The sequence below is a fragment of the Oceanobacillus caeni genome, assembly GCF_042678465.1.
GTDB classification, from domain to species: domain Bacteria; phylum Bacillota; class Bacilli; order Bacillales; family Amphibacillaceae; genus Oceanobacillus; species Oceanobacillus caeni.
Window position 1 is genome coordinate 15740 of the sequence record NZ_JBHTKV010000027.1, and the last position, 20602, is coordinate 36341.

The 20602-nt window shown below is 35.4% G+C and carries 25 protein-coding genes and 1 riboswitch; of the genes, 12 read left to right on the forward strand and 13 right to left on the reverse strand.

What is annotated here, in order from left to right; all coding sequences use genetic code 11:
- Nucleotides 1-28: 28 nt before the first annotated feature.
- Together ACFQ18_RS14995 and map are read right to left on the reverse strand one after the other, a co-directional pair.
- Nucleotides 29-760, reverse strand: coding sequence for a type II CAAX endopeptidase family protein (locus ACFQ18_RS14995; RefSeq protein ID WP_052771605.1), 732 nt, complete (start codon nt 758-760; stop codon nt 29-31).
- Between the two features lie 207 nt (nt 761-967).
- Nucleotides 968-1708, reverse strand: a complete 741-nt coding sequence (gene map / locus ACFQ18_RS15000; protein WP_060668400.1) for a type I methionyl aminopeptidase — start codon at nt 1706-1708, stop codon at nt 968-970.
- Between the two features lie 300 nt (nt 1709-2008).
- On the opposite strand from map, the gene ACFQ18_RS15005 reads away from it, so the two are divergent.
- From ACFQ18_RS15005 to ACFQ18_RS15015, 3 genes are all read left to right on the forward strand, one after another.
- On the forward strand, nt 2009-2233 hold the full coding sequence (locus ACFQ18_RS15005) for a DUF1659 domain-containing protein (protein ID WP_145543064.1): 225 nt from the start codon (nt 2009-2011) through the stop codon (nt 2231-2233).
- A 34-nt stretch (nt 2234-2267) separates the two neighbouring features.
- Nucleotides 2268-2486 (forward strand): DUF2922 domain-containing protein, encoded by a 219-nt coding sequence (locus ACFQ18_RS15010; protein ID WP_145543066.1) that lies wholly within the window; start codon nt 2268-2270, stop codon nt 2484-2486.
- A 117-nt stretch (nt 2487-2603) separates the two neighbouring features.
- Nucleotides 2604-2738 (forward strand): YvrJ family protein, encoded by a 135-nt coding sequence (locus ACFQ18_RS15015; RefSeq protein ID WP_082918171.1) that lies wholly within the window; start codon nt 2604-2606, stop codon nt 2736-2738.
- 391 nt (nt 2739-3129) lie between these two features.
- Here ACFQ18_RS15015 and ACFQ18_RS15020 read toward each other — a convergent pair whose 3' ends face one another.
- From ACFQ18_RS15020 to acpS, 6 genes are all read right to left on the reverse strand, one after another.
- Nucleotides 3130-3453, reverse strand: coding sequence for a general stress protein (locus ACFQ18_RS15020; protein WP_047183666.1), 324 nt, complete (start codon nt 3451-3453; stop codon nt 3130-3132).
- Nucleotides 3454-3673: 220 nt separating this feature from the next.
- The gene (locus ACFQ18_RS15025; RefSeq protein WP_047183667.1) at nt 3674-4036 is read right to left on the reverse strand and encodes a type II toxin-antitoxin system PemK/MazF family toxin; all 363 of its coding nucleotides are present in this window, start codon (nt 4034-4036) and stop codon (nt 3674-3676) included.
- Nucleotides 4037-4041: 5 nt separating this feature from the next.
- On the reverse strand, nt 4042-4326 hold the full coding sequence (locus tag ACFQ18_RS15030) for a CopG family ribbon-helix-helix protein (RefSeq protein WP_047183668.1): 285 nt from the start codon (nt 4324-4326) through the stop codon (nt 4042-4044).
- A 461-nt stretch (nt 4327-4787) separates the two neighbouring features.
- Nucleotides 4788-5822, reverse strand: a complete 1035-nt coding sequence (locus tag ACFQ18_RS15035; RefSeq protein ID WP_047183669.1) for a LolA family protein — start codon at nt 5820-5822, stop codon at nt 4788-4790.
- A gap of 50 nt (nt 5823-5872) precedes the next feature.
- On the reverse strand, nt 5873-7387 hold the full coding sequence (locus tag ACFQ18_RS15040) for a bifunctional ADP-dependent NAD(P)H-hydrate dehydratase/NAD(P)H-hydrate epimerase (RefSeq protein WP_047183670.1): 1515 nt from the start codon (nt 7385-7387) through the stop codon (nt 5873-5875).
- Nucleotides 7388-7444: 57 nt separating this feature from the next.
- Nucleotides 7445-7801: a holo-ACP synthase gene (gene acpS / locus ACFQ18_RS15045; protein ID WP_047183671.1), complete on the reverse strand. Its 357-nt coding sequence runs from the start codon at nt 7799-7801 to the stop codon at nt 7445-7447.
- 128 nt (nt 7802-7929) lie between these two features.
- Here acpS and ACFQ18_RS15050 point away from each other — a divergent pair, with 128 nt between their 5' ends.
- Nucleotides 7930-8703, forward strand: a complete 774-nt coding sequence (locus tag ACFQ18_RS15050) for a rhomboid family intramembrane serine protease (protein ID WP_047183672.1) — start codon at nt 7930-7932, stop codon at nt 8701-8703.
- A 268-nt stretch (nt 8704-8971) separates the two neighbouring features.
- On the opposite strand, the gene ACFQ18_RS15055 is transcribed toward ACFQ18_RS15050, so the two are convergent.
- Nucleotides 8972-10453: a DEAD/DEAH box helicase gene (locus tag ACFQ18_RS15055; protein ID WP_047186201.1), complete on the reverse strand. Its 1482-nt coding sequence runs from the start codon at nt 10451-10453 to the stop codon at nt 8972-8974.
- A gap of 415 nt (nt 10454-10868) precedes the next feature.
- On the opposite strand from ACFQ18_RS15055, the gene ACFQ18_RS15060 reads away from it, so the two are divergent.
- Nucleotides 10869-11780 (forward strand): DMT family transporter, encoded by a 912-nt coding sequence (locus ACFQ18_RS15060; RefSeq protein ID WP_047186202.1) that lies wholly within the window; start codon nt 10869-10871, stop codon nt 11778-11780.
- Nucleotides 11781-11807: 27 nt separating this feature from the next.
- A complete protein-coding gene (locus ACFQ18_RS15065; protein ID WP_060668404.1) occupies nt 11808-12659 on the forward strand; it encodes a DegV family protein in 852 nt (283 codons plus the stop codon).
- A gap of 139 nt (nt 12660-12798) precedes the next feature.
- Here the strand turns inward: ACFQ18_RS15065 and ACFQ18_RS15070 are convergent, their stop codons facing one another.
- Complete coding sequence (locus ACFQ18_RS15070; protein ID WP_060668405.1) at nt 12799-13485, reverse strand: alpha/beta hydrolase; 687 nt, start codon at nt 13483-13485, stop codon at nt 12799-12801.
- 233 nt (nt 13486-13718) lie between these two features.
- Nucleotides 13719-14201, reverse strand: a complete 483-nt coding sequence (locus ACFQ18_RS15075; protein WP_060668406.1) for a YppG family protein — start codon at nt 14199-14201, stop codon at nt 13719-13721.
- A 379-nt stretch (nt 14202-14580) separates the two neighbouring features.
- Nucleotides 14581-14682: riboswitch (guanidine-I (ykkC/yxkD leader) on the forward strand.
- A gap of 272 nt (nt 14683-14954) precedes the next feature.
- On the opposite strand from ACFQ18_RS15075, the gene ACFQ18_RS15080 reads away from it, so the two are divergent.
- Complete coding sequence (locus tag ACFQ18_RS15080) at nt 14955-15296, forward strand: DMT family transporter (protein ID WP_047186206.1); 342 nt, start codon at nt 14955-14957, stop codon at nt 15294-15296.
- Entirely contained in the window at nt 15296-15610 is a 315-nt protein-coding gene (locus ACFQ18_RS15085; RefSeq protein WP_060668407.1) for a DMT family transporter, read from the forward strand. Before ACFQ18_RS15080 ends, ACFQ18_RS15085 begins: the two co-directional genes overlap by 1 nt.
- Nucleotides 15611-15946: 336 nt before the next feature.
- On the opposite strand, the gene ACFQ18_RS15090 is transcribed toward ACFQ18_RS15085, so the two are convergent.
- Nucleotides 15947-16267, reverse strand: coding sequence for a thioredoxin family protein (locus tag ACFQ18_RS15090; protein ID WP_060668408.1), 321 nt, complete (start codon nt 16265-16267; stop codon nt 15947-15949).
- A 21-nt stretch (nt 16268-16288) separates the two neighbouring features.
- Nucleotides 16289-17101 carry a DUF368 domain-containing protein gene (locus tag ACFQ18_RS15095; RefSeq protein WP_060668409.1) on the reverse strand — a complete coding sequence of 271 codons (813 nt, stop codon included), beginning with the start codon at nt 17099-17101 and terminating at the stop codon, nt 16289-16291.
- A 167-nt stretch (nt 17102-17268) separates the two neighbouring features.
- On the opposite strand from ACFQ18_RS15095, the gene ACFQ18_RS15100 reads away from it, so the two are divergent.
- From ACFQ18_RS15100 to ACFQ18_RS15115, 4 genes are all read left to right on the forward strand, one after another.
- On the forward strand, nt 17269-17598 hold the full coding sequence (locus ACFQ18_RS15100; protein WP_060668410.1) for a PadR family transcriptional regulator: 330 nt from the start codon (nt 17269-17271) through the stop codon (nt 17596-17598).
- A 1-nt stretch (nt 17599) separates the two neighbouring features.
- A complete protein-coding gene (locus tag ACFQ18_RS15105) occupies nt 17600-18292 on the forward strand; it encodes a DUF1129 family protein (protein WP_145523847.1) in 693 nt (230 codons plus the stop codon).
- A gap of 980 nt (nt 18293-19272) precedes the next feature.
- The gene (locus tag ACFQ18_RS15110; protein WP_047186214.1) at nt 19273-19461 is read left to right on the forward strand and encodes a hypothetical protein; all 189 of its coding nucleotides are present in this window, start codon (nt 19273-19275) and stop codon (nt 19459-19461) included.
- A gap of 35 nt (nt 19462-19496) precedes the next feature.
- Entirely contained in the window at nt 19497-20354 is an 858-nt protein-coding gene (locus ACFQ18_RS15115; RefSeq protein ID WP_060668412.1) for a dimethylarginine dimethylaminohydrolase family protein, read from the forward strand.
- Nucleotides 20355-20602: the final 248 nt, after the last annotated feature.

The following is a 20602-nucleotide window of genomic DNA, read 5'->3' on the forward strand; positions in this document are numbered from 1 at the left end:
CTTTCAGGCACTCATCCGACTCACCATATCAGAACACCCCCATAAATTCTAACGTTATAACAATTGCCGGTAAACCATTATTAAATATATGTACTAATATAGAATCTAAAATATTTTTCCTTCTGTGATAAGACAAGAAAAAAACGACACCCATACATCCGTACATTAAAAAGGAAATAATATTTGTCGGAGAATGCATGAGGCCAAAAACTAATGAAGTTATGATCAATGGCAACCAAAAACGTTTCTTACTAAACAATAAATTAGCACCTATCCCCCGGTATGTTAATTCTTCCGCTATTGGCACAAGAATACTTAGTGATAGTACAAATAGGAAAAAGTAAAACGCTAAGAAATCCCCCGAATTATCCGTTATGGACATTATTGCTTCATCATTAGCTGTCATGTCTTCTCCATGTATCCAAGTAATTAACAATGTACCAACTACAGCAATAACTCGTGCCATCAAAAAGAAAAGAAAGGCAAATCCAAGGTCACGTAATCCTATTTTTTGTGCTTTTTCATTCGAATACCTGATATATCTTTTCCACAAAAATATGATTATGCTAATAGTTAGTACGAAAAAAACAATTCCAAATACACTATTTACCATGGTTGAAAATTGACTTTGGGATCCTATTAAAATAACTAATATTTGCAAAGGTGCAAGTGATAATATCATAAATCCAATAAACTTTAGTATGCTAAATAAGCGTTGTTTCATATTTCTTTCTCGTTTTGTATTATTTATTTGTTCCATAAAACCCTCTCTTTCCCCTATTTATTAACATTACTCATCACATACGACTTGTTAATTAATTTAACATTTCCACTGTTAAATACAAGGGGTAATTAGGATATAAACATAAAAGAGGCAGGGACATAACTAGCCAAAAATAGTAAAATAAAAACGTTCCAAGCAATAAAAAATTTGATTATTTATACTCGTATCGCTTAACAATCGCTCCTATAATGTAGTAATAATCGGGCCATCCTTTGTAAGAATAATCGTATGTTCGTATTGAGCTACAAAGCTTTCATCGGTTAGGAAGGTCCAACCATCCTCGGATTGAAAAACTTCCTCTTCCAATGTAGAGATAAAAGGTTCAAAGGCAATTACCATACCTTCTTTTAAAATCTCATCATCCCAGCGAGAGTAGTAATTAAAAATATGTTCCGGTGCTTCATGAATGGAGCGCCCGATACCGTGTCCAGTAAGATTTTTTATGACTGTTAAACCATGCCGTTTTGCTACATTGTGTACAACTTTTCCGAGCGCGCTTTTTTTCGAACCTGGTTTTGCCTTCTTAAGTCCGGCGTCAAATGCTTCCTTAGCAACGTCACATATTTTCTGTAAAATTATCTCTCCATTCCCAACCACAAAGGAAATTCCGGTGTCTGCAAAATAACCGTTTTTCGAACCTGAAACATCAATATTTACAAGGTCCCCTTCTTGAATGGTCCGTGCCCCCGGGATCCCGTGCGCTACTTCTTCATTTATGCTAATACATGTATATCCAGGGAAATCATATTCTCCTTTTGGTGCAGAATGAGCCCCCGCCTTTTCAAAAATCTCTCCCGCAATTTCATCGAGTTCTTTTGTAGTAATTCCAGGTTTAGTACAATGGACTAATTCATCTCGAATCGCTCCGCAAATTTTACCAATTTCTTTTAATCCATTAAAATCCTCTTCAGTCTTTGCAATCATTGTATGGCCTCACTTTTTAAAGTAGTTTTTAATCAGAGTTCCATTTAGATTCTAGCATAAAGGAGACTTCCATCGTAGGAGTTTTCCTTCATCCCCCATATTTTAGTTTAGGGAGCCTTTCTTTTTTCTCAATTGCCATGAATCTTATCATTTCCGAATTAATATCGAGTCGAAATACAACACGTTCTTTTCCCCTTTTGCTAGAGGGCGACCGTAAGTAAGCCCACGCAAAAATTTACAAAAGCTCCCCCCTCACCCACATTCCTTTCGATTGTATTTATGAAAGGAGGTGAGAAACAGATGGCAGCATTCGAATTAACAAAGTCTACGTTACAACTTGTTTTAAATGATGGGAATGATTTAAAAACTGGTATGCCAGTCTACAAGTATAAGAGTTTTAACAATGTAAAAACTTCCGCAACGGCGGATCAGCTATATGCTGTAGCCAGCGCTTTTGCTAGTTTACAAGATCGCCCATTGTACAACATCATTCGTAAGGACACGGCTGATGTTACTGCTGAGTAACGGCCGACAAAAATAATAGAAAGGAGTGAGAGAGTTGAGAAAATTGGAGCTTAAATTTATAAATGAAGATGGAAAAGTAGTTACATTTTCACTAGAGAATCCAATCGAACCAGCAGATCCTTCAGCAGTTAGCGCTGCAATGGATACGATCATCAACGAAAATGCCTTCACATCTACTGGTGGGGATTTGGTAGAAAAGCATAGTGCTCGAATTGTGGAAAACACTGTGGAAGAAATTGATATTGAAATTTAATCTTAAAAATTTAGGCCAGCGGATGTTATCGCTGGTCTATTTTTGCAGATAAGGTCTTTACCCAAGCATTGGGCGAACGCTAACTTTTCTAACTAAACAAAGACTGGAGGTTTTTCTATGGAAGCTTGGATAGCATTCATCACAGATGTAGGTTTCCCTGTCGCTGTGACGTTTTACCTATTACACCGTGTCGAGGGGAAACTAAATCAATTGATTGAATCGATACATGCCTTGCCGGAGAAAATGAAATGATTGGCTTAGCAGCTTCACTTTTTAGTGGGGCTGTTTTACCTCCGTTTATGTAAATAATACCCCACTTTTAAACTTTCCCTTGTGACTATCATACTTCTAAGTGGGCATTTGTTTTTCGCGAAATTTTGAAGTTGTAACGTAGAAATCCAAATAGGAATAGGAAAAAGGCGACGGAATAATGCTTTCTTCTTCGCATTCCGCTACTCATTCACCTTATGATAGCTGTTCTTATAATAGAAAATATCTCATTAGCAGGAAGTTATATATAAGGAAAAAGCTCAAGGATAAGTTTCACCTCAAGCTTTTTTCATTTACGTTTCCACTATTAAATACAAGTGTTAATTAGGTTATATGCATGAAAGAGCAGACTCATGAAGTCTACTCTTTCTCATTAAACTGCTTTTGCAATTACTACTATGCGTCCTCGATCCAATTCTTCTTCAAATCGTTGAGCTTCTAAATTAGATAATCCTAAAGATTCCATTTTAGAGCGCAATTCATCTCCACGAGAACGAAATACATTTGCTATGGAATTAACGATACCTTGTTCCGCCACTCCGATATCATTTGTATTCATTGCATTTGTTAGATTTTCAGAGTGATCTTTACTATGGGCCAATAGGTAGACCTCATCTCTTGTAAAACCTTGATTTAAAAATTGCTCAATTGCCTCTTTTGCTTGTACGTCATTTTCTACTAATTTTACCTGTTCGATTTTAACTACCTCCTAGATTAGAATCGTGACTAGTAGATTTTTCGTGATTAGGGTAAGTAAGAAGTGTAACTTAACTTCTTACTAGATATATAACCGTTATGTAAGAATTAAAACTACTTTTTTATGTAAAAATTTCATTTATGTGTTTTTACCACAATGATACAGCGTCTACCTTTACCAAAATAAAAATACCCTCTCCTAAATTAAGGAAGGGTACTCTTTAATGACCGTTGTAAATCTCTTTCAACCCGAGACTTATTTCTAAGGCTTGGTTAATTTTTTTCATCATTTCTTCATCTAATTTTGTTATCCTGTCAGTTAGTCGTTGCTTGTCTAATGTACGAATTTGTTCTAATAATATTACCGAATTACGATCAAACCCATATTTTTTGGCATCAATTTCAACATGGGTTGGTAGTTTTGCTTTTTGTATCTGTGCGGTGATTGCTGCAACAATGACAGTAGGGCTAAATCGATTACCGATGTCGTTCTGTAAAATTAATACTGGGCGAACTCCACCCTGTTCTGATCCAACAACCGGTGATAGATCAGCGAAATATACCTCGCCTCTTTGAACGATCAAATTAATTACACCCCGATCACAGTACGCTTAAAGGTGATTTCAGCCTCCTCTTCAGCTTGAAAAGCTTCCGAAGCAATGGTTAGATTAATGCGGCCCATTTCTTCATACCCACGTCGCATTGTTTCACGAAATTGCTGAATATGTTCATTCTTTTTATGTTGGAGATAATTTCTAGTTGCCTGACATATGAAATCACTTAAGTCACTATTTTCATATTTCATTAATCCATCCACCTCATTTAGTAGGTTTGTTGGTAATTTTACCAGTACTTCTTGTAAACTCTCTGACAAACCAATGCACCTCCGCCAACTGTTGAACGTTCTTTTAAAATGTCTACTCTATAATAGCATTGAATACCTTAGTTTGCAAAGGGGTCACGTGAGTTTTTTTAGAGAAATAAGAAAGAAAGAATAAAATTTTGACGTATTTCATTTTATTATAGGAATAGCCTTGTCTAGCCCCAGCCCCCAGGGACTAGTGGACTTCCCTCTCTTCCATATATCTCTAACCGGACGCTTGTGCTTTTGCTCTAAAAAACTACATTTAATCGTAATATCATTCCAAAAACCAATCACCTTTCAGCAAATTTCGTATGATCCTATATACCGCTTTATAAAAATGCACTCCTGTAAACTATATGCAATTATAAAAAAAACATACATCATTTTTAATTAAATCCATCATTGTTATATTTTTCCAAACAAAAGCAGACCCCCCTTTCTTAGCTGTGAGCCTGCTATAATATTCCATGTTATTTCACTGCTTTTACTTGAACGGATTGCGCAACTTGAATAAGCTCTTCCTTTGTTAATTCCTCACTAGAAAGTTGATAATTAACCCCATTGTAATTCCATTCAATTTTATTTTCATCTAAGGCTGCGATTGTATTTCCTAAATTAACAATATCTCCTTCTACTTCTTGTGGAGAGCTTAAAGTCGGTACTACATCTAAACGTTCTTGAATCAATGTAAAGTGTTTTTCTCCTGCAAAAGTAGAAATAATTCGTTTTCCATTTTCTAAATCAACTTCTCTTTGTTCTTTCACTTCAGCTCCAGCTGTAAACTCAGGCATTACTACTTCCAAAACATCTTCAGTAGTATCCTCTTCTACCTCGGTAGATGTTTCCTTACTAGCATCATCATTGGATGGCATGTTTTTCTCCATAGAGAAATCATCTTTTTTAAATGTAGGATTCAACTCAAAGTTAGAAAACTTCACTTCTACCAAAGCATTTTCGTCTTTGTCCAACACTTTTACTAAAGTAGGGGTATAGGTTTTCTTATCAAAATGTACTTCTTGGAATGGTAAATTGTTATTACTTTGATAGTTTGTTTTTGTTTTAAAAATATAACTATTTTCCGTTGACTTAAACGTTGCTTCCTCATCCCCGGCAATATCTTCTATCAGTGATTGGTATAAATATGGCTGACTTCCGTTATTCGGCCACTCTGTCTGGAATTTAAAACTTTTCTCTAGTGCAGGTGTTAATACAAAAACACCTTCCTTATTTTTCAAGATAATTTGCTTACCTTTTTTGTCCGCTTCACTTGTAAGAGCAATTCTGTAAAAATCTTCTTTTTGATGCCAAATATCAATATTGAATTTTTGTTCCTCTTGACCCGTGTTCATCGACATTTCGGCTGCTGCTTTATACCCTGACATTTCTTCAACATTCTTCTGGAGTTCTCCTACAACATCTTCTTGCGACTTTTCCCCACATGCTGCTAAAACAAGCACGATTAAACCGAATACCATCAGCTTTAAAGATAAATTTAGTCTTTTCATTTACATATCTCCCTTGTCTCAAAACATCAGGGAACTTGATATCACGCAGTTTAGAAAAGGGTACGATATACGTTTGGAATACCAGAAATAACATCAGTTGCCATTAAATCATAGTAAGTGTTCTTTTCTTCTATTTGTAAATCTGCCGCCTTACCATGAACATAGCATGCATTACACAATGACTGCAGTAGATCATCATGTTGTAAAACCATTGCTAGTATGATTCCTGTTAAAACGTCACCACTACCACCTTTTGCAAGTCCTTGGTTTCCTGTTGTATTTACTATTTGTCTGCCGTCTGGAGAAGTAATGATCGTAAACTTCCCTTTTAATACAACGTAAACCCCATATTCTCTAGCAAAATCTAAAGAATATTGAAATGGCGATAATAAGAGTTCCTTTATAGATACATCTAATAACATTGCCATTTCCCCTGCATGTGGCGTTATAATCGTTGGCGCTTGTCTCTTCTTCACTATCGATAGACTGGATTTCAGATGGTATAATCCATCCGCATCAATGATAAGAGGACAGTTTGCTTGCATGATTGTTCGCACTAAATTCGTCGTTCCTTCTTTTCTCCCCATTCCAATACCAATGGCTATCGCATCATAATTGGAAGTGGAAATAGAAGTATCATTTACAAGAAATCCATTCACGTCAGAAAGAGGTATGCTCATTGCTTCCGGACAATTAGATGTAATGATTGGGATATTCTCTTTAACCGTAGCTGCAGTTATTAAACCCGCTCCAGCTTTTAAAGCCGCTTGTACAGTCATTGTGATGGAACCAGGCATCACTAGACTTCCTCCAACAATTAATCCTCTACCGTGATTTCCTTTATATGAAAATGGGTTTCTTTTTGGCATCGTTTCCTTAAAAAGTTGTTCACTCCATAGCTCCCTTTTGGAAAATTGGCTTAACACCTTTTTCGGAAATCCAATCGATACGGTTTCCCACTTTCCATAAAAAATTGCAGTCGTTTGGAGAAAAGCACTTAACTTCGGAGCACCAATCGTAAATGTATAGTCGGCTTGTACACTTTCAAAATCTGTTAAGCCTTCATCTGAAGGAAGTCCACTAGGAATATCAACAGAAATAATCATTACATTAGCCTCATTGATTTTCCTTACATATTCCTTAATTGGGCTTCTTAACGGACCATAAACTCCTATTCCTAATATACAATCAACTAGGACGTCCGTTTGTGAGAGAATGATGTCAAACTCATCATTCTCCTTTAATAAAAAGACATCTCCACCGCAATTTAGAAATATTTGCTTATGATAGCTTGCATCCCCACCAATCTTCTTATCCGGAACCAATTGTACCGCTTGTACTCGGTAACCATCTTCCATCAATGTCCTTGCGATAACAAACCCATCACCGCCATTATTACCTGGACCAATAACGATGGTGACCCTATCCTCTTTCCTAATTACTTGTTTTACTTTTTCACTAACGGCTCTACCCGCATTTTCCATTAATACTTTTCCATCCAGCCCGATTTCCTTCATTGTGTAATGATCCACATCGTACATTTCTTCTGCAGTGACAATATTCAACTTGTTCCCTCCTGCTGCATTAAAATATATGAGACAACCTATACAAATATGCAAATGTTATTCTTGTTCCATAACAACCTGGGCAACAGCATAAGATTTACTATGAGTAATCGATAGGAAGATTCTCTCTTTCTCTAAGCCACGAACTTGGACGATAGGAGCACCTAATTCATTTGGTAAAACTTCTATATGTTGAAAGCTTAATTTACCAATCCCGGTACCTAATGCTTTTGCAACAGCTTCCTTTGCGGCAAACCTTCCTGCTACAAATTCAATTCTGCGGTTGTTATTTTCTAATGTATAATATAAATCTTTTTCCTTTTTAGTTAAAATTCTATCTATAAACTTTTTATTCTTTATACTTTTTTGAATTCGATCTAATTCAATAATATCAATACCGATGCCTTTTATCATATGAAAACTCCTAACTTTATACCTTCATAATAGTCATTGTTCATGATTTTAAGTATTATAATAGTTAATAGTACACATATTTAAACTATATAGAAATTATTTTAATTTTGGGAGGAATTACCCTTACAATGTTTATTCGTTATGAACGAAGTATTAAAGAATTTATTGTGAATTATCCGATCGTCTCTACTTTAGTTATTATCCATCTCGTTTTATGGATTATTATAGACTTCCTCTCGCTTCCATTTGGTGCGTTAATTGAAGCTTGGGGTGTTGGCAGTAATTTATTAGTTGCCGAGGGACAATATTGGCGGTTAATTACTCCGATCTTTTTACATGGAGATTTGATGCACGCCTTATTTAACTCCTTTTCCCTTGTTTTATTTGGTCCAGCATTAGAGCAAATGGTTGGTAAATCAAAATTCCTGTTTGGCTATTTTGGAGCGGGAATCATAGGCAATATCGGAACTTTCATTTTTGGTCCGGAAAATTATTGGCATCTTGGTGCCTCAGGAGCAATTTTTGGATTGTTTGGTATTTATGTATTTATGGCAATGAATCGGAAACACTTGATAGATCAAAGTAGTGCACAAATGATCCGCGTGATTTTAATTTTCGGTCTTATCATGACCTTTTTCCGTTCAGGGATAAATGTATATGGGCATTTGTTTGGTTTTATTGGTGGTTTCCTTCTTGCACCACTCGTTTTAAAAAATGCGAGAATTTATTCTCCATGGGGAAATAGTAATCGTCACAACTATCATTATGATGCTAAGGAAGTTCAATTTAATCCAAACCGATGGAGAAGGAAAAGATGGCTTCCAGAAAATATAAGAAAAAATTGGTTACTAATTATCATTGGAATTTTAGCTGCCATTGGACTTTTGAGTAGATTTTTTTAGTAGGGAGTCCGAGTGCTGATATTTAAGAATGAGTACTGATATACGGGAATGACTGCTGATATCGGAAGGTCGAGTACTGATATTTGAGAATGACTGCTGATATCCGGGGGCCGTGTGCTGATATATAGGATTGAATCTGCTGATATCCGTTGCCTGTGAGTACTGATATATAGGAATGAATACTGATATCGGGTAGGAAAGCGACAAGGTTTCTAAAAATGAGAACAAAAAATGAGGATAATCCCTACCAAGGATCATCCTCATTTTTTTATTTACTATTATTACGGCTCTTTTGGTAATTTCCTTTGCGGTTTCTTCCGCCCTGGTTCCTGCCACCTTGGTTTCTGCCACCTTGGTTGCGTCCGCCATAGTAACGTTTGTTGCCTGAACCTGATCTGTTTCGTCTGTCGCCACCTTTTGCCTTTTTGACGCTAATTGGAGCAACAGATGAAATCGTTACAGGGGTATCTTTACGTTCTTTGGTCATTAATTTAAGAGCAGCCGCTATAACAGTTACAGAATCATGATTTTCTAATAATTCATTTGCTGCTTCATGGTAATCTTTTAGATCATGTCTTTCAATCGTTCTCAACAATTTATCTATCGTTAATTGTTGTTTACCTCTTTGAGCATCTTTATAAGATGGAGGCATTAGACGCTTCATTTTACTTTTTGTTACTTTCTCAATTAAGTTTAAATGCGCCATCTCACGTGGAGTGATAAACGAAATAGCTTCCCCTGTTCTTCCAGCCCGACCTGTACGACCAATACGGTGTACATAGCTTTCTGGGTCTTGCGGAATATCAAAGTTATATACGTGAGTTACTCCTGAAATATCTAAGCCTCTCGCAGCAACATCTGTCGCTACTAAAACATCAAGACGTCCATGCTTAAATTTATTTAATACAGACATACGTTTACCTTGGGTTAAATCGCCATGGATCCCCTCAGCACGATAGCCCCTAGCCTGCAATCCTTCCGTGATTTCATCCACACGTTTTTTCGTTCTTGCGAAAACGATAGCTAAGTCTGGTGAATGAATATCTAAGTGGTTGTTCAATGTTTCGAACTTTTGTTTTTCAGGAATTTCAATAAAGTATTGATCAATATTCTCTACCGTCATTTCCTTCGCTTTCACTTTTACCTCTTTCGGATTATTCATTAAGGTAGTCGCAATTTCGCGGATTTCTTTAGGCATTGTTGCAGAGAATAGTAATGTTTGATGACCTTCTGGAATAGCTTTTAAAATTTCACGAATATCGTCAATGAAGCCCATATTCAGCATTTCATCCGCTTCATCTAATACTGCAATTTGAACCATACTTATATGGATTGTTCTTCTTCTCATATGGTCCAGCAATCTTCCTGGTGTAGCCACAACAATTTGTGGGCCGTCTTTCAATGCACGAATTTGGCGATCCATCGGTTGTCCACCAAAAATAGCTAATGCACGGACTCCAGTATGTCTACCAATTCTATTTAATTCCTCAGCTACTTGTATTGCAAGTTCTCTTGTCGGAGCAACAACAAGTCCTTGAATCTTTCTTAATTTCGTATCTACTTTTTCAAGCATTGGAATTCCAAACGCCGCCGTTTTCCCCGTCCCCGTTTGCGCTTGTCCAATCACATCGTTACCTTCAACTCCGAGTGGTATTGTTTGTGCTTGTATTGGTGTCGCTTCTTCAAATCCCATATTATTTATTGCTTTCAAAATAGGGGCTGAGACACCTAAATCTTTAAATGTAGTCACCTAATAGTCTACTCCTTTTTTTGTGAAAATTTCTGCAAAAGAGGCCATCTAAAACATTTTCTCATACTTTATTTAAATAGTGTTTCCATCTTATTTAAAGGTAAACTTATATAAAATCACAATTTTATTGACATTCATCATTGTAAAGTATTAGAAAACTTGGTATCCACCAAGCTTTTAGGCGCATGCCTTAGTTGTACTTATGCAAGTGGGAATGATTTTCATACTTCCCTTCTGCCAAAAAAGGCGTCACCAAAATTGGTAAGAGGCCTCAAACTACGCATTCTTTATCATACCACAAATACATTCATAATATCTACTACCTAACCAGTTTCGTGATTTTTTGAACACTGCATGGTAAAATATAATAATACTACTGTTATATTTACATACATAATTTGAAAGGGAGTTGATCATGCGCATCCCTCCATTTAATCCATATATTGCCGTAATCATTGGTGTAATTGCTGTATCTTCGTCACCGATTTTTGTCAAATTAACAAACGGCGTACCATCGGCAATTATTGCTAATTATCGATTACTAATTGCTTTTTTAATTATGACACCTATTATATTATCTAAGTATCGTAAAGAATTTCGAAATATAAATTATAGAGATTGGATATTAGCTGTTATCTCTGGAATATTCTTAGCGGCGTATTTTGTATTATGGTTTGAATCACTTAATGATACTACCGTAACAAGCTCCATTATTTTTATTACAATCCATCCAGTTTTTGTTTTTTTAGGAACATATTTTTTATCACAAGAACGTTTCTCATCCGGCTCCACCATTAGTTTAATTATTATTTTATTTGGTAGCGCTATTATTGGCTGGGGAGATTATCAAGAGAGCAATGCCTTTATTTATGGGGACTTACTAGCTATTGTAGCATCCATTTCCTTAGCTATTTATATCCTATCAGGACAAAAAACACGTAAAAGTTTATCCTTAATCACCTATACCTATATCGTGTACGGTGTTGGAATGATAACACTATTATTATATAACATCATCATGCAAAATCCGTTCGGAAATTATTCAATGAAAAACTGGTATATCTTTTTAGCTTTAGCCGTCATTCCAACATTTTTGGGGCATTCTTTATTTAATTGGGCAATAAAATGGCTAAATAACTCGACTGTATCCATGGCCATTGTTTTCGAACCAATTGCTGCAACATTATTAGCATACATTATACTTAAGGAAACCATGATTTGGTCCCAACTATTAGGCGGTACGATTGTTATTTTTGGTCTGTTTTTATTTATATTAAGCACCTCAAGAAAAAACAGCGTTACGATATCTAAAAAGAGTAATAAATAATTCTAACTTATATAAGTAGGTGAATTCATGAATATACAATTAATGACGGATGGTGGGGCAGATATTCCGAATTGGTTAAAAGAATCTTTGCATATTAAAATTGTCCCACTGTATTTACATTTCAGTGATGAACAATACAATTCGGATCAAGTTGAATCACAAAAACTCTTTAAAAAAATTAAAGATTTAAAAGAACTACCGCGCTCATCCTCACCAAGTCCAAATGATTTTTATCAATACTATAAAGAAATGGATCCAAACAAACCAATCTTAATGCTAAGCATTTCTGGAGGCTTAAGTAGTTCATATGAAAATGCGGTTGCAGGAAAAAACATGATTCTTGAAAAAGAGCCTAATCGGCAAATAGAAGTGATCAACACGAAAACAGCTTCTTGTGGTATTGCTTTACTATTGCATGAATCTGGAAGGAAAATAGGAGAAGGTCTTACCTTTGATGAACTAGTAGAACATATACATGGAAGGGTTCAGCAAACAGCAACATTATTTGTTTTAAAAACATTAGAAAACCTTGTTATCGGTGGACGACTAGATAAAGTAAAAGGCACCATCGCAAAAACCCTTAATATTCGCCTATTAATGCGGGGGAGTGAAGAAGGTACGATTGAGGTAAGTGAAAAAGTACGAGGCGATAAAAAATCCATCCGACGATTGATAGAACAAATTGGAGAACAGGCAAAAAATATGGAAGATAAAATTATCTCTATGTCACATGGCGACGATGAAGAACGCGCCAAAACCATTCTTAGCCAAATACAAGAAAACTTTAAATTCAAAGATGCCTTGTTAATGGAAACCGGACCGCTAATCTCCACATATGGAGGAGAAGGAGCAATCGTCATTTCCTTTTTTAAAGATTAGTTAGGATACTTGCACTTATAGAATTCTTTACGGTGGGGCTTGTAATCGGAGCCCCAGATGGGAAAGATTATGATGCTTTCCTACCTGTGAACAAATTTACTAAATAAGAGAGAGATTGGATCATCAACCTATCTCTCTCTTATTTCAACAGAAACTCATATACCATTTGATTTAACGTATCTTTATCTTTCCCTAAACAAATCAAATGCTTGGAACTTTCAAATAACACAAGCTCTTTCTCCTCTGAACTTAATTCTTTATCCAGATCATAAAGCGTTTTAAACGGAACCATTCCATCTTGCCTACCTTGTGCAATTAGTACTGGTGCCTTCACCTCATGTAAATATGGCTTTGTAAACCTGACTAATTTCATAAATTCAATATTTGCCTTCATCGGTACCGTTCCCAATTTATTTTTATAATGTGTGTATAGTTTATTCTCATCTAAAGTTCCCTTTACACTATCCTCTACAACTTCGCCGATATCATGAGCAATTTGTTTAAATGATAAGTATTTTCTCGCTGGTGCAAGTAGTACGAGTTTTTCTATTGTATATTTTGCTGCTAAGTAAGCCGCAATCATTCCCCCCATAGAAAAACCAATTAAGTATATTCTTTTAAATTTTTCAGTCATTCTTTGCAAAACTTCCTCTGCTGCAACAATCCACTCTTTATATGTTGTGTCCTTCAAATCCAGCTCCCTACCATGACCGGGAAGTGTAGGAACTTCTATATGCCAATCGGTATTTTCTTTTAAAAAGTTGACTAATGGATTTACTTCATATGGTCCACCAGTAAAACCATGGATAACTAAACAACCTATCATATAGACTCTCCTTATCCCAATTTAACTTTTATTCTAATGTAAAGTTAGAATAACCGAGACTAAGGTAATTATTCTTATATAATTACCCCCTTTCTAAATTCTATAAGGAATACTTCCATAAGTCGCACTTAGCCTTTTCGGGCTGTTGATCTCTCACCTACCCTCTTTGTTTACCCAGAAGCTTGAGTGGGATAAACTCCGGTGAAAAAAAGGCTGATATTTATTCAATTGTATCAGCCTCCTGCTCTAAAGTTTTTCATAAAGGAACTAAATTGTTGAAATATCGGGGCCACTTGGTGATACGTCTGTGCCAACTGACCAACCGTACCAAGAACTTTATCCAGATCTAATTGGCCATTCTCTTTTTGAAATTGTGACATTACATTCGGAGGCATCCCAGGTTGTTGTTGAATTTGATTCGGTTCAAACGCGGCATTATTCGGCCAATTCATTGGTTGTTCTGGCTTTTGAAAATACTCATAAGGTGTTTGATTAGCATGTTCGTTCATCGGCTGTTGTTCCATCGGGAATGATTGTGGATGTCCCGGTAAAAACGATTGCGAAGGATTCATTCCTTGTTGTTGATTCCATGATGATGCCTGCGAATAATTCGGCTCCTGTTGCTGAAAGGCTTGCGGAAATGGATAATTCATTGGAATCGATGAGCGATAATATGGTCGGTCAAAATGGGGATGAAAGTTAGTTCCATAATACATAATGACACCTCTTTTTCTTCCTGACCTATAAATAAATTATGCATAAAAGATTAAATGTGTGTAATACAGCCGTTTATATTATTAGAAAATGTGGCATATGCACTTATGTAATTCTTTACGGTCAGGCAAGTAATCGGGGCCCCGGACGGGAAAGGCTTTTTTATTTTCCTGCTAGACGACCATTCTTTTTGGAACAATCGTCTTTTTCGTTTAACTAGTTGTTGATGTTACAGATTGAATATATTCCATCTATTATTTTACTTATATTCTACTCTACCAGTTAGATAAGCAACAAATAAACCGACTGCAAACGTTAAGATACTTAAGAAAAACTTGAATCATCTTTAAATTTGTGTATAATGGGAAGAAATTGCATCCATTAAATGTTTTCTAGGGTTCCGCAACTCTACCATGTTGGTCTGGTCCGAGAGAAAACTCATAGTAAACTACTATGTCACGGAGGGATAAAAGCCCGGGAGAAACTGTTTTTACAGTTGTCTCCCAGGGCTTTTTTCTTTGTAAGAACAAAGGAGTAAGCGCCCATTTAGCGACGTACGGACTGGACTGAGCCGTAGGAGATAAAGGAAACACGACGAACGGAGTGAGTCGATGTTGACTTATCGTACGGAGGTGAAGGAAGTCTCGCTAGTCGCTGAGCGCTGGAGCCGGACGTGGCCTTTTCTGAATAATTATCCATATGCAGCAAATTTTATAATTTCCTAGTAAACAATAATAAAGTTGGAGGTGTTTTTCATGAACCGAAACTGGATTAAAGTGTTTGTTGCAGCCTTTTTGGAAGTTTTTTGGGTGATTGGTTTGACACATGCATATGATTTTTGGACATGGACTGGAACTGTTATCGCTATTGTAATTAGTAACTATTTAATGATTACAGCAGCACAAGTACTTCCAGCGGGAACGGTCTATGCCGTTTTTGTAGGATTAGGAACAGCAGGCACTGTCATTGCGGGGATTCTTTTCTTTGGAGAATCATTCAAATGGGGGAAAATTATTTTAATCATAACACTATTATCTGGAGTAATTGGTTTGAAATTAGTCACACCTGATAAGTCTGAAGAAGGAGCTGAATCCTGATGGCTTGGTTTACATTGATTTTGGCAGGATTATTGGAGACATTTGGTGTTGCAATGATCAATCAACTCTCTGTCAAGCGAAATTGGAAAACAGTCGTTTTATTAATTTTAGGGTTTGGTTCAAGCCTTGCATTATTAAGTTATTCGTTGCAATTTATTCCTATGGGAACAGGTTATGCAATTTGGACAGGAATTGGCGTCGTTGGCGGCGCACTAATTGGGATGATATTTTATGGGGAATCAAAGAACTGGAAGAGGATTATTTTTATAACCATGGTTTTATGCTCAGCAATTGGTCTTAAACTTGTCACATAACAAGGGAAATTTATAGGGTCAGATTGCGGAAAAAATTTACCGTCATTAAAGGAGCGAATAATTCATATGTCTAGGATTTAAGATAAAGATCGATAAAATAGAAGGTAAGGCTAAATTAAGTCAAAACCATCCCAAAAAAAGACAAAGATTAATCATTCAAGAGCTTGAACAGTCTGGACGGGAAGACGAACAAAAGATTGCTTCCTATATGAAAAGCAACTTAGAAGCGAAAAAATGACTACTTTTTACACCGTCCTCCAATGAGGGCGGTGTGATGTAGCTGGATCATTAAATGGGAAGCGTAAAAAGACGACCATGAACGATCGTCTTTTTAGATTAACCTAGTTGTTGATGCAAAAACTCTGTAACAGATTCTGGTGTTTTAGTATAGGCACTATGTTGATGCGCTAATTTCTCACCATTTTGGAAGATTAAAATGCTTGGTATGCCCATTACTTCATATTCTTGTGCAATACCTTCGATTTCATCCGTATTTACTTCATACCATTTATAATTATTGAATTCCTCTAGAATTCCTCCAATAAACATATCCATCCGTTTACAATCCGGACACCAATCAGCGAAGAATTTCACAATGACTGGTTCTGAACTTTGAATGACTTCGTTAAACTTTTCTTTTGTTTGAATGTGTTCCATCTAAGTCCACTCCTTGCTATTTTACTTATATTCTACTCTACCAAGTATATTAGCAACAAATAATCCGACTGCAAATGTTAAGATACTTAACAATATTAATGATGTTTCTGAAGGAAAGCCAGGAAATACAAAAAAAACAGATCCGATAACTAGTCCAATAATAATGGCAAAGGTTACGGTGTAATGATTTTCTAAAAAGTAATTAATTACTTTACTCATAAATAAAATTCCCAGCACAATTCCTATACCTGTTACAATAATAATATCGAATTGTAAATTACTTATTGCGGAGATGATTGTTGTATACATACCTAGAAGCAATAACATAAAAGATCCACTAATACCTGGAATAATCGTTGCGCTACTTGCAATAAAACCAGAAACAAAAAGTAAAATATAAGTCGTTCCTGTTATATTTTTAATAACATCTCCCTCTGACGGGCTGAAAAATGCCATGGAACCAACGATAATAATACCAATTGCTAATAATATAAAATGCTTTGCTTTAAAGGTATTCTTTGCATCTGCTTTATGAAACAAGAAAGGCAATACACCAAGAATCAAACCTAAAAAGAAAAATTTGGTTGGAGCAGGATAATGTTCAAATAACCATTCAATCACATTAGCCAATAGAAATATAGCGGTAACCATTCCTATACCTAAAGGAATTAAAAATCCTAAATGTTTCTTCCACTCTTTTCCTAGAAAACCGTTTATTGCAGCAATTAATCTGTCATAAATACCAAGTAATACAGCAATGGTCCCCCCACTAACTCCTGGTATGACATCACTTGCCCCCATAATTAAACCACGGTAAATATTTTTCCATTCCATAAAATATAAAGCTCCTTTTTATTAAAAAGTAATAGCTGAAAATATCATATCAAAAATTCTTTAAAAAGAATACGAAATACTTTATAATATAAAACAAAGCTACTTTGCAAAACAAGATAGCTAATATTTTTAGGTAACTATATGGCTATACAAGGTAGGTGTTTTTCATGTCTAGGCGTAGTCAATTACTAAAAGGCGTTTTAGAAGGGTGTATCTTATCTATTATTAAAACAACTCCCACTTATGGCTACGAATTATCGATGAGGTTACAGGAATATGGTTTATCTAATGTAAGCGAGGGTTCTATTTACCCTATCTTACTCCGACTTCAAAAAGAAAAACTAATTGTTGGTGAAATGAAAGACTCTGACTCTGGACCAAAGAGAAAATATTATCAACTAACAGAAGAAGGAGAACAGTCACTACAGAATTTTATCGAACAATGGGAATCCATTAAGGGACCTGTAGAATCCATCTTATACAAAGGAAGGGAATAATATGGATGCGAAAGATATTATTAAGTTAAATAATGAAAAAAGAGAACTACTAAGTGATGTTAATAAAGAATATTATGAGGATATGTTATCTTACATTCGATTATCCACAAATAAATCGGAACAACAAACAGAAGAAGTACTTCTAGAATTATTGGAGCATTTACTAGAAGCTGATCGTAATGGGCAAACAGCTAAAGAGGTATTTGGAGAAGATTTAAAAGCTTATTGTAATGAATTAATATCAGAAATACCAGGAGAAAAAACTTCCAAAAATGTATCGTTCATTGCCTTTCTGATTCTTGATTTGGCAGCTATTATCCTTATCTTTCAAGGTGTGATTGGATTTGGCCTTTATTACTTTTTTGGCCTAGGTAACAATTATTTTTCTATTCCAATCGGCTCAGGATTACTTATTGTAGTTATAAATATGATATTACTAGCAGTAACTATCATGATTATAATAAGATGGTTAAAAAACTCCTCGTTTAAAGAAAAGAAAACAAAAAAATGGGTTGAATTCCTACAAGTTTGGCTGATTTGTACGGCCTATATAGGATTATCAGTCTGTATCTTTATTGCAACACCTGACTTTGGTAGAACAATAAATATTCATTCACTAACAATCATCATCATTGGCGTAGCTCTGTACATCGTTAAAGTCATCATTAACAACAAATATAGAATAACAAAGTAATGCTCATCAAAAGAGATGAGCATTTCTAACTTTAGGAAATACAAGCTCCGTTAAGACATATGGAACTTCATCTTATACTTCTTATTCGAATCCTTTAATTCATTGTCTGTTAATTGAGACAGGGAACTACTTGATAGCACATCCAATTAGGGGTAATTAACAAATGTCGGGATAAATTTAGGAGTATTTTTATATAGTTCTAGTTTTAAAATAATATTAGTAATTTAGGTTTACTTTCGTATTAATTTTCATTGCCCCCATAATTGGATTTTTTTCTGTTCTAGAGTAGCCATTAATTCTTCCAGTCTATTCTTTTTCTCTTCCGGACATGTAAATTTACTTTTCTTGGCCATGTGATTAAATCAACATTAATTACGTTCATTGATGGTCAATATCCTTGTTGTTTCAACTTTTTTCTTTTTTGAGCATGCATTTGAGTGCCAGTTGTGTTCTTGCTTGAGTCGAATTATGCTAGTAATGTTAATTAGGTCCCTTATTTTATCCAACATAGGTACAAAACCATAACCATTTTTCCTATTCCATTTTGATAAACCTGATAAATGTTTATCCCCAATGTCGAAATAGTTATTTCCTCGGTATATTCTTTTGGTTGTAATGTTACTTTTACCTTAATAAGCATATTTACTTTGAAAGTAATGTCATCTGATAATGAACAGGCGAATAAAATACGACATATTACAAGAAGAACAAGTCCAATTTTCGTTTCACCGTACCCCTCTTTTTCCTTAGCATATTATATTATCTGCTTAGAAAACTTCGCATTTGACAAGCTTTATAGGCAATTTCCTTCGTTCCACTTATGTAAACGGAAAAAATTTTATATTTTCTCACCTACAAAAGCGACAAAATCGTCTATTGGCATGCTTACCCCATTGTTTTGGTATACTATGAAGGTTACTTAACATTTTTTAACAAAAAGGATATAAAATATATAGTGAAGGTCTTAAGGAGGGAAAATAGTGAAACGCTATCTTACTGTCATTCTTATTTTGCTTAGCATCGTGTTTATTATCATCGGGATCGGTTTAGACCTGTATTGGAGTGGGATGGTAGGTTGGGGACTAGCTTTTATTTCCCTTATTTTCGCTGTATATTTCACAAAATATATACCTAATGATAAAAAGGAAAGAGAATCAGAGTCCAAGTAATCCCTCGTTCAATCTAATCATTGGGAGGAAACAAAATGGAAAATCCAACATTGGACCAGAATTTCCGTATTAGTTGCTTTAATGAATACGATCCGTTAAAGCATGTTATTGTTGTTCCACCTAATTTCATGAAAATAACAGATGTGATTAATGTAACGCAACGGCATTACATTCAAGAAAATATTAATACTGCTGTCGCCATGAAGCAACATACTCATTTTATTGAAACATTAGAGAACGAAGGAATTCATGTCATTTCTTTTGAACCGAAAAAGGAATTAAATGAGCAGGTGTTCACACGAGATATTGGTTTTACAATAGGGAATAAGTTTTTTCTTGCTGCGTTAAACAAAGACTTAAGGAAACCTGAAAGTGATGTATTAAAAGGATGGCTAGATGAAAGGAAAATTCCATTTCATCAAATTCAAACAAAGTCCATAGAAGGCGGAGATGTAATAGTAGATAACAACAAAGTATGGGTCGGGATAAGCAATCGAACCACGCTTCCCGCTATCCACCATTTACAGACAATACTCTCGGATTTTCAGGTAATTCCTGTCCGAATCCGAAAAGATATTCTTCATTTGGATTGTACATTTAATATCATCAGTCCTGACACAGCAATTATTTTTAAACCTGGGATCAATGAATCTTCTCTTAAAGAGTTACAACAACATTATCATCTAATTGACGTAACAGAAGAGGAACAATTTTCTTTAGGCCCCAATGTCCTTTCCATTGGTAATAAAAAACTAATTAGTATTTCTTCAAACAAACGTTTGAACGAGGAATTAAATAGACGAGGATTTGATGTTATAGAGGTAGAGTTTTCTGAAATCATCAAATCGGGTGGTTCATTCCGATGTTGTACTCTTCCATTGGTTAGGGGTTGAAATGCTTTTTTAATAGCGGGATTACCTATCTCTTGCTAATGGTTGCCCATGTAATTTAAACATGGGCTATTTTCCATGGATTCACCTTCTAAAAACTTCTTGCAAATATCAAAATATCGGCACTTGTTTCGGGATATCAGCACAAGCTTGCCTTCGAGATATCAGTACTCACGGCTAGGCCCCCTTATTCCGGACACTAACTGGATATTTCTTTGTTTTTCTTAGAATTCCTAAAGTATATTGGAAAT